The 10,067-nt window shown below is 43.4% G+C and carries 10 protein-coding genes; 6 read left to right on the top strand and 4 right to left on the bottom strand.

All coding sequences use genetic code 11. The features are described from left to right. The 3 genes from E7204_RS01395 to E7204_RS01405 all read left to right on the top strand — a co-directional run. The coding region (locus E7204_RS01395) for an ATP-binding cassette domain-containing protein (RefSeq protein WP_295180862.1) at nucleotides 1-1,374 on the top strand (1,374 nt) is incomplete at its 5' end. A 331-nt stretch (nucleotides 1,375-1,705) separates the two neighbouring features. Then, nucleotides 1,706-1,882 (top strand): hypothetical protein, encoded by a 177-nt coding sequence (locus E7204_RS01400; RefSeq protein ID WP_295180864.1) that lies wholly within the window; start codon nucleotides 1,706-1,708, stop codon nucleotides 1,880-1,882. Between the two features lie 351 nt (nucleotides 1,883-2,233). Beyond that, nucleotides 2,234-2,743 carry a DnaA/Hda family protein gene (locus E7204_RS01405; protein ID WP_295180866.1) on the top strand — a complete coding sequence of 170 codons (510 nt, stop codon included), beginning with the start codon at nucleotides 2,234-2,236 and terminating at the stop codon, nucleotides 2,741-2,743. A gap of 235 nt (nucleotides 2,744-2,978) precedes the next feature. Here the strand turns inward: E7204_RS01405 and E7204_RS01410 are convergent, their stop codons facing one another. Genes E7204_RS01410 through E7204_RS01425 form a run of 4 tightly spaced genes read right to left on the bottom strand, consistent with a single transcriptional unit; the run spans nucleotide 2,979 to nucleotide 7,243 of the window. Next, nucleotides 2,979-4,253 carry an ABC transporter permease gene (locus E7204_RS01410; RefSeq protein ID WP_295180868.1) on the bottom strand — a complete coding sequence of 425 codons (1,275 nt, stop codon included), beginning with the start codon at nucleotides 4,251-4,253 and terminating at the stop codon, nucleotides 2,979-2,981. After that, nucleotides 4,243-4,914, bottom strand: coding sequence for an ABC transporter ATP-binding protein (locus E7204_RS01415; protein WP_295180870.1), 672 nt, complete (start codon nucleotides 4,912-4,914; stop codon nucleotides 4,243-4,245). Before E7204_RS01415 ends, E7204_RS01410 begins: the two co-directional genes overlap by 11 nt. A gap of 1 nt (nucleotide 4,915) precedes the next feature. Further along, a complete protein-coding gene (locus E7204_RS01420) occupies nucleotides 4,916-5,365 on the bottom strand; it encodes a hypothetical protein (RefSeq protein ID WP_226974119.1) in 450 nt (149 codons plus the stop codon). A 27-nt stretch (nucleotides 5,366-5,392) separates the two neighbouring features. Beyond that, entirely contained in the window at nucleotides 5,393-7,243 is a 1,851-nt protein-coding gene (locus E7204_RS01425; RefSeq protein ID WP_295180874.1) for an alkaline phosphatase, read from the bottom strand. Between the two features lie 412 nt (nucleotides 7,244-7,655). On the opposite strand from E7204_RS01425, the gene E7204_RS01430 reads away from it, so the two are divergent. The 3 genes from E7204_RS01430 to E7204_RS01440 form a co-directional block, all read left to right on the top strand. After that, a complete protein-coding gene (locus E7204_RS01430; protein ID WP_295180876.1) occupies nucleotides 7,656-8,543 on the top strand; it encodes a formate/nitrite transporter family protein in 888 nt (295 codons plus the stop codon). Nucleotides 8,544-8,797: 254 nt separating this feature from the next. Then, nucleotides 8,798-9,589, top strand: a complete 792-nt coding sequence (locus E7204_RS01435) for an enoyl-CoA hydratase (protein ID WP_295180878.1) — start codon at nucleotides 8,798-8,800, stop codon at nucleotides 9,587-9,589. Between the two features lie 211 nt (nucleotides 9,590-9,800). Then, the coding region (locus E7204_RS01440; protein ID WP_295180880.1) for an aldo/keto reductase at nucleotides 9,801-10,067 on the top strand (267 nt) is incomplete at its 3' end.

Genomic DNA, 10,067 nt, shown 5'->3' on the forward strand with positions numbered 1-10,067 from the left:
CATGACCGCTATTTCTTGGATGCCTTGAGCGATGAAATTTTAGAACTTTCAGACCGTCATTTTTATAGCTATGAAGGGACTTATGAGACATTTTTAACCTTGAAGGCGGACCGGGAAGAACGGGAAGCGGCGACGGCGGAAAAACGCCATCAGTTCTTGAAACGAGAACTGGCCTGGGTACGCCGTGGGGCTCAAGCGCGTTCGACGAAGCAAAAAGCCCGTTTACAGCGTTATGAAACCTTAAAAGCCCAGGATGTGGCGCGTCGTGCCGATACCTTGGATCCGATTGCTCTTAAAAGCCGTTTGGGCAAGACTATTTTTGATATTGAACACTTAACCTTCAGTCGCGGTGATATTCCGATTGTGAAGGATTTTACGTATCATGTGGTTCGTCATGACCGCATCGGTATCGTAGGACCGAATGGCATCGGTAAATCCACATTTATGGGCTTATTGGACGGTAAATTCGAACCGGATGCAGGAACCCTCGGCCGCGGTGAAACGGTCCGTATAGCGCATTTTACGCAAGAATTGCCGGCATTTGATGAAGACCAGCGTGTATTGGATTATATTCGGGAAGACCATCGCTACATGGTGTTGGCTGATGGCAGTACATTGAGTGCCGGTCAGATTTTGGAACGTTTCCTATTTACCCCGGAACTCCATGGTGTACCGATTCGCAAACTATCGGGCGGTGAAAAGCGCCGCCTGTACTTGTTAAAACTCCTCATGAGCGCCCCTAATGTGCTCTTATTGGATGAACCGACTAATGATTTGGATATTCCGACGCTGGAAGTGTTGGAAGACTTCTTGGACTCTTTTAGCGGTATTGTAATTACCGTTTGCCATGATCGTTACTTTTTAGATCGCGTCGTCGATAAATTATTCGTATTTAAGGGGAACGGTCAAATTGAAATTGTCCATGGGGCGTATTCGGAATATCGTGATATGTTGGATGAAATGGAAGCGGACAGTGGCATTGGTGTTTTGGCGGGTGGTAAATTAAATAGCGGTGTAGTGGGGCAGCAGGCAGGTACCGCCCAAACCGGAACAGGGGATGTTAAAAATGAGCCGAAAAGCGATAAAATCGCTTCTAAGGGCGCGCTTGTTTCTGATGAGAGTAATGATACCTCAATTACGGCAAAAGCGGCTCCTACGGCGTCTAAACCACTTACAAAGGCAGAGCAGGCGGAGCTTGCTCAATTAGAACTGGATATTTCTGAGTTAGAAGGTCTGTTAAAAGCTTATGATGCCATGCTTAATCAAGCGGGCGGCGATTACGAAGCCATGGAAAAGACTATGGCAGAACGTGCCGATGCGGCGGCAAAATTAGATGCTAAAACGGAACGGTGGTTAATGCTTGCCGAGCGGTAATAGAATAATTTGTTTTAAAAATTTTTATTAATACCTTTCACTTTGATGCATCAAATTTTTATAAATTTAAATTATGATACTTAAGAAATCAGACATAATTAAAAATAATTTATTTTTTTGAATACTCCATTCGGCTTATTTTGATAAAATACGCCGTATAAACAAGAAATTTGATTTATAGTTTTGAAAGATGTAAACAATTTGAAAAAGTTTAAGGTATACATGAAATAAAATATTGAATTTTGTCGCTTGAATAGTATATACTAGAAACAGAGAAGAATAGTTATTTTTTTGCATGGCAGTGTTACGCATTTCCCAAGGGAGGATCGTTATGAAAACTAACAAGTGGGGCGGCAAACGCGCGGGCTCAGGTCGCAAAAAATCATTATTCGACCGCAAAGGTCGTACATTCCGTTTGACGGATGCAGAATTTTTGGAAGTTAAGCCTTTGATTGACGCAATTCGTAAACGTACTGAAGCGGCTGCTTTGGCATCCAAAGTTAAGTAGTGTCAATTAAGGACTGGGGAGAGTCCGACATATTTGCTCATCGTTAAAGAATTCAATCAGCAGATTGTTACTCTACTTCTCATATGTTATTAACAATGTAGTAGATAGGTATGAGGACTTATCGGCAACCGAGTATTCGGTTGCCGATTTTTCTGTTCTGATGAGATGTATTTATCAGGCACGAAAAACTTTGTAAAAAATTTTTGATTTTATGACAGAAACAGGATAACTATTTTTTCTTATAAAGATTAGCCATTTTCTGCTATAATATAAAATAGTGAAAATATTGAATATAGTTCACAAATAGATTTAATAAAAATATAAGGATAAAAGTTTATAAGGAGATATAGCATGACAGAAACAATTAATACCGATATTTTAAAGAAGACTGATACTATTGTAAAAGCTGACGCGCGTCATACCTTTGATACCGTAGCGGCTGCTTTGGGTGCTGATGCGCATAATCCGCTTGTAGTAGTAGGGACAGTTGCCAAAATGGAAAACGTCGGCGAAATCGTAAAGCGCGAATCTTTGGATCTTACGCCGAATCTTGTAATTAAAGAATTTACCGGTCAAGGTTTGGTGGAAGCGTATACCGACAGCGTGACTTACGGTTATGTGGCCGACTTCATGGAAGAATTCGTGCGCATCGATATGCTTTTAATCAGCGAGTTTGATTATGTAGTACGTGAAGCGGATGAATCGGTACAAAAAGGGTTACTCCGTTTGTTTGAAGGTTTGGTTCGCAATAATCGTCAGGTTGTATTTACCATGACTCAGGCTCCCGAAACTTATGAAGCCTTAGTTTTACCGAATTTGGCAGAGCTTGTAGGCAGTGGTGCTTTCGTAGTTGTTAAATAAGATGCTGCTTATAGGTTAGACTCTAATAGAGCTATGTGAAGTAAGAATCTCATATAACTCAGTAAAAAAGCCCTCCACAGCTGGAGGGCTTTTTCAATATAAAGTTAAAGTGCAATACAAAGCTAACGTGTAATATAAAGCTAGCGTGTAATACAAAAGGGATATATCAGCGAAGAGTGGGTAGTTCTTCGTGATATATCCCTTTATGCGTAGGTGAGATTGTGTAAAACGTGTGTTAATTCATTACATCATGTAATTGTTTTGCCTTCCGGTGGAATGCGTACACCGGCAAGAGGCTTACCGCGAGGCCGACGACTATGCAAAGGAGGGTGAGTTGCAAAGACGCTGAGGAGATGGCCAGCGGTATGATAATGGCTGAACTGGTGTTTAAGGCATAGGCCAGGCCGAGGTAGGCGCCAAAGCCCATGAGCCAGCCAAAGACTGCGCCAAGACCTATTACATAGGCCGTTTGCTGTATCAAAATACTGTACAGCTGCTTTTGTGTTGCGCCGAGCGCTTTTAAGATGGCGTAATCGCGGAGTCGATTCACCGTTGCCAAATAAGCAGTTACCAAAACAACGGCCATGGCAAGCCCGATTAATAAGTAACCGATAGGTTGCCATACTTTTTCACCACGCCCCATGAGGTTGAAGAGTTGGGTAATGACTTGGGCGGGGAATACGAGTTGAGCATCTTTACGTTTGATATATTGGGCTGCTAGGGTATAGGCTTGTCCGAAACCTACCGGTTCTACCATGATAGCCGTCACATCGCCTTTTTCAGAAAGGTCGTGAGGGTGATCTTGGTCTTGCACTTGCTCTTGAGTTTGAGCGGCGGTCGGGAGTTGTCCTTGTACTCGGTTTGGTTTATGACCGTGAGCATGGAGCTCCCAAATGCTTTCGATAGGTGTCAAAACGGCTTGATTATAAGGGCCGCCGGTATCGGCTAATATACCGACAACCGTAAATTTTTCTTCTTGATGCTCTTTACCTTTTGCCAAAGTACCATGTGTGGAGTAGAAGGTATCACCTAGAGCCAGGCCTAATTGTTTTGCCACATCTTGGCCGATAACGGCTTCAAAAGGGGTTTGGAACGGACGGCCCGATGAGAGGCGCAGCCATTCAGGTTTAGTATTATCGGCTCGTACGGCAAAAATTTCAGGCTCGGTACCAACTAAGCGAAACCCTTTTACACTATCGCCAAAAGCTAAAGGTATGGCCTGTTTTACAAGTTTAGTATTGGCGCGTAATTGAGTAACTTCTTGGTAACTGATATTGGAAAGGGGTTTGTCTTGTAAAAAGACGGTATTAAGTACAAACTGTTGGCTGCTTCCGGGAGAGCCTACGAGTAGAGTAAAGGGTTCGGTCGCGGCGATGAGTCCACGCTGCAGTCCGCTACCCAAGGAAACTACCAATACACTTAAGGCTACCGCGAGCGCCATGACGAGAAGCAGGAGCGATGTGGTCAGAGGTTTGGACCAGAGCTGCTGCCAGGCTATTTTACGAATCATGAGAACCTCGCTTTGTTAAGTGTAATTGATTAGTAAATTGAGAAATAACAGTCGTTTCGTGACTGGCAATCAGTAAGGTGGCATTAGCTTCCGTGCTGTAGTTGCGCAATAAGTCGATAACGATGGCACTGTTGGCGGCATCAAGACTGGCTGTCGGTTCGTCGGCTAACAGTAGGGAAGGTTTTTTTATAAGCGCCCGGGCAATAGCCACGCGTTGTTGCTCACCTTTGCTCAATTGGGTCGGCTTTTTGTGACGGAGATTGGTAAGCCCCATGATGTCCATGAGTTTTACCGCTTCATCGGTCATCTCTTTGTGCGTAAAACGATTGGCAAAGAAGGCACCGCTTATAATGTTTTCTTCGGCTGTTAAAAAACTGAGCAGATTGAAGTCTTGAAAAATATAACCAACTTGTTGACCGCGCCAATGATCGAGTTCTTTTGCGTTGATTTCGGTCAAACTGACATCATCCGCCTGAATCGTGCCGGTAGTCGGTTGTAGGAGTCCGGCTATGCACTGAAGTAAGGTGGACTTGCCACTGCCGCTAACGCCGGTCAAACACCATTGACTACCGGTTGGTGCTTCAAAGGTAGGCAAGTCCAATACGGTAATCAAGGTGTCGCCGTCAGGAAATTGACGGGTCAGATTTTGAATCGTCAACATATTAATAAACCTCAGCACCACGGAGGCGAACAAGACTTACAAAGCCTGTTTCACCATCTACATAGCTGCCTACTTCCAATTGTCCCGATACGGTAATGTCCTGGTCATAAGGCAAAGCCGTTACGGAATCGTCCATATAAACGACTACAATATCACTAGGCCAATCTGCATCAGTTGAGCAGAAGGGACAGATGGCCATAGGTGTTTCTGTGAGCACAAAGAAGTTGATGGTCGGTTTTAACGGTGGAGCCATATAACCTTGCATCGTTACATTTTGCCCATTTAATGACAATAAGCTATCCGATAGAATAAGCCCTTCTGAAGTTGCGCCTGCATACATGTCTTCAAAATTCAGCCAAGCCGCCAAAGCCGTGTTGGGCACCATGACAACTGCAAGCTGTACTACGAGGCCAAGTATTAAAGGGCGTAGCCACTGTTTTAATTGCATCATTGTTCCTAGTCACATCCTTGTAAAAAATTATTTGTTGTTATCTTTGTTGCCGTCAACGCCAAGGGCACGGAGGATACCGAAGAATACTTCAGTGTTGTCCATAACGCCGTGGAAGTATTCGGAACCAGGGCCTTGAGCCATGAGTACTACGTCGTCAGCGGAGTGAACTTCGCTGGTTTCACCGGTAGTTGTAGGTAAGTTGCCTTGTACTAAGCGAGCGCCTTGTGGAGCACGTTTAGGGTTAGCGATTACAAGACCGTCTTTGCCGGCTGTAGCAGGGCTGGTTGGTTCATTTTGGAAACGATAGTTTTCATAATGATCCGGAGCATTAGCGTATTGAACAGCTAAGGTTACGTCAGCATCAGGGTTATCAGGGAAGCCGTCGCGGTTAGTATCGATGAATGTAGGCCAGCCTGCATCACCGTATACACGAACTGCTTCACGACCTACTTTGCCATCTTGTTCGCTGTAAGTACCGGTAATACTGATACCGTGAGCATGGTCAGCTACTACGATAATCAAAGTGTTGTCGCCATGAGCTTTGGAGTATTCTTGAGCCCATTGGATAGTCTGGTCGAATTCGATAGCGTCATAAGCGGCACGTTGCCAATCCATTGTATGTAATTGTTTGTCAATGGAGCCGGCTTCAGACATAAGGAAGAAACCGTTAGGGTTCTTTTCTAATACGTCAACGGCTTTTTTAGTCATATCCAAAAGACCAGGTTGATCGTTGAAACCTTTAAGCACGGATGGATTTTCAGGTAAGAATTCGCGATCCATGTAAACGTTCATAGTGTTAAGGGTGAATAAACCGAGGATTGGTTTGTCAGCTGTAGTTTGAGCAAGTTCAGTTTTGTTACCGGCAAATTGGTAGCCTTTGTTTTTGAACTCTTGGATTACGTTCACATTGTCTTTACGTTTGGAACCAGGAGTTTCCAATGGCAAGAAGAACTGGGAACCGCCGCCCAATACAACAGCCGGTGGGTTTTTACGATTTAAGAAGTCCATTGCAATGAAGTTCTGTTCGCCACGGCGACGAGTATGGGCCGTTACGGCAGCCGGAGTTGCGTCAGTTACAGCCGCAGTTGTTACCATGCCGTAGGACATATCTTTCGCACGGGAAATGATTTCAGAGATATTTTCTACTTTTGGATCATCCATTGGGTCAGGAGTGCTGTTTTCATACACGCCCATAGCGTTAACTACGGATTTGTTACCGGTGTTGTAAGCGGAAGCACTGTTGGCGGAGTCCGTTACGATGGAGTCATAACCGGAAGTAGTGATAAGAGCCATGTGAGGCATTTTTTCTATAGCCAAAACGTCGTTGAATTTACCGTCGCTCATGCCTTTGGAAAGAATACGAGCTACTTCTTTAGCTTGCATGCTCATGCCGTCGCCAACGAAGAGGATAACGTTTTTAGCTTTCTTTTGAGCTTTTTCGTTAACTACTTTGTAGTTAGCCATTTTTCTGATTGCGCCTTGAGCTGTGTTAGCAACTACGTTAACGCGTTTGTCGCCGGTGTCTTTGAAGGACACATCGTTAATGCGATAGGAAATATGATCGGCGTATTGGGTGATTGTTGCGTCTTGTTTGAAAACTTTAGTAGCGTCTTCACCGTTGATAGTTACTGCTACTTCTGTAGTAGTAAGCGGTAATTCCACTTCAAAGTCAAAACGTTGACCCTGCCAGAATTTTGCCTGGTTAATAGGCATTACTTTAATTGCGTTACTTGTCACAGCCGTGGCAGGTAAGTTTGCTTGAGAAACTACACTCACTGGAGGAGCTGCTGCTTGGACTGCGGGCGTACTAAGACCGAACGCTAAGGCACCTGCTAAAGCAAAAAATACCATTTTACGTAAATGCTGCTTTCCGTTCATGAAAATACCTCCTAATGTATCAAATAAAAATGAACTTCTGCTCTCTTTATCCTATCAAAGGGCTAAAAAAAGATACAGAAAAAAGGCGGTAAAGTATTTGTAAAAGAATTGTAATAGAGCTAAGGGCAAAGGACGTTTGAATTTAGTACAACACAAATATCGTGTTTTATGCTACAATTAAAAAGATAAATCATGTCAGAGGTTCAGCGTGTGGAGTCACATGGGCTCATTTTACAAAAGTTCGTAAATATTTGATAAAAGTAGGTAGCTTTTATCGGTCAGCCGTTAATGACTAAGTGGTCATTATAAAATAGCAGTGTATATGTAATAGTGTATATGTAGCATTATGCATGTAGCAGTTCATATGTAGCAGTATGCATATAGCAGTCAGTTATTGGGAGGCGATTTTTTTATGAATGATCCAAAATTGTTGAAACCTGTAGAAACAACGGCTCTCGCTTTGGCCATAGGGGAGAAAAAGGCGAACTCGTCCTTTCGGACCTTGTTGATTCTGGGCTTTTTAGGCGGCGCCTTTATTGCGTTTGCTTCGCAGGCGTCAACGATGGGGGCGTTTAATTTATTAGCACTGCCCGCATGGTACGGTTTAGGTAAAGTTGTAGCGGGCCTGATTTTTGGGGGTGGCCTGGTTTTCGTCTTGATGGCGGGGACTGAGTTATTCACCGGGAATGTATTGATTACTAATGCCTGGCTATGTGGGCGCGTTTCCCTATACCGTTTATTGCGTAATTGGGTGATTGTATTTATGGCCAATTTATTGGGTTCGCTGTGCATCGCGTGGTTGTTAAGCCAATCCGGGCTATGGCACAGTGGCGCCAATCTGCTGGGTGGCATGACGATTAAACTGGCGGTCGGCAAAGTGACACTTACATTCGGTCAAGCATTGGCCTTGGGAATACTTTGTAACTGGCTCGTGTGTTTAGCCGTCTGGCTCAGCTTCAGTACCACATCAACGTCCGGTAAGATTCTGGCAATTTATTTACCTATATTTATGTTTATCGTATCCGGTTTTGAACACAGTGTGGCTAACATGTATTATATTCCGGCCGGTATTTTGGCCGCTTCCGATCCGTCTTACGTGGCACAGGCCACGGCATTGGGGGTTACACCGGATGCCTTGGCACAACTCGGTTGGGGATCGTTCTTTATTAACAATCTCTTGCCGGTCAGTTTAGGTAATATTATTGGCGGTGCCGTATTTATCGGCATGGCGTTAATGTATGGGAATGGTCGTCCCGATGAAGCGCTGATTCAGGCTATGAAAGAAAAAGTTTTAAAATAAAGTTTTAAGATAGAGTTTTAAAATAAAGTTTTAAAATAAGGTAATGAAGGTTAGTATACATGACCATGGCTAACTATTATAAATTCGGAAGTTAAAAGATAAAGCCTTAAACCGCCTCTTTTCATTATCGAAGAAATTCGGTATACTAATAACAAAGTAGAAGATAAAGTTTGAGAGGGCACTTTTTTAGAATCCTGTAATTTAGGTAATATAAGGAAGGCTTTTGTTTCCGAGTATTAGAAATGGAGTAATCAATGGAATATACCAATATTTTGTATTCAGTAACTAACAAAATTGCAACAATTACCTTTAATCGTCCGGAAGTGCAGAACGGATTTAACATTCCTATGTGTAATGAAATCCTTGATGCCATTGAGCGCACCGAAGCGGATCCGGAAGCACGGGTGCTCTTAATCAATGCGGTAGGTAAGGTATTCTCTGTCGGTGGCGATTTGTCGGAAATGAAACGCGCCGTTGAAGAGAACGACCAGCAGTCGTTAGTAGCCATCGCTGAACTGGTTATGCAAATTTCATTTGCTATGAAAAAAATGTCCAAACCCGTTGTTATGAGCACCGACGGAGCCGTAGCAGGCGCCGCTTTTAATATGGTATTGGCTGCCGATATTTGTATTGCCTCTACCAACAGCCGTTTTATCCAGGCCTTTGTTAACGTAGGCCTTGCACCTGATGCGGGCGGGATGTTCTTATTGACCCGTGCCATCGGTATGAACCGCGCTATGCAGCTCGCCATGACCGGTGAAGCGGTAACTGCTGAAAAAGCGAAAGAATACGGCTTTGTCTATAAAGTGTGCGAACCGGAATTATTAGTAAAAATAACCGACCGTCTTTGCACTCGTTTAGCTAAAGGGCCTGAATTATCCTTCAAAGCTATGAAAGAAATGATGTGGGCCAGTGTATTCAGCGGTTGGGATGAATATGCTAAATTGGAAGTACATTTACAAACAACCTTGGGCTTCTCGGAAGACTTCAAAGAAGGCGTGCGTGCCTTTGCAGAACGCCGTCGTCCTAACTTCCAGGGGAAATAATATGTTAATGGGGCTATTTAATTGTAAAAATTAGATAGCCTTTATTGTTATAAAAAACAGGTAGATAGTTTTATTAAGCTAAGAATTGTTCTATTAAGCTAAGATTAGGTCTATTAAGCTGAGAATAAGTCCATTAAGCTTAGAATAGGTTTATTAAGCTAAGAATAGTTCTAAATAATAGGTCGATTCGGATGTATAGGAGTGAGAGCATATGGAAACGAATAACGTAAAAGATTATGTAATCCTAAATAATGGCGTCAAAATGCCGATTCTTGCCTTTGGGACTTATTTAATTCCGAATGAAGACACGAAACAGGCTGTTTTGGACGCGCTTGATGCGGGCTATCGCCACATTGATACGGCGCGCTTATATGGCAACGAAAACGAAGTGGGTGAAGCCGTGAATGCTACGTCCGTACCTCGTGATGAAGTTTTCGTAACAACGAAGATTTGGTTTAATAACTATGGTTATGAAAAA

The organism is Veillonella sp. (assembly GCF_015058545.1).
Classification (GTDB): Bacteria; Bacillota; Negativicutes; order Veillonellales; family Veillonellaceae; genus Veillonella_A.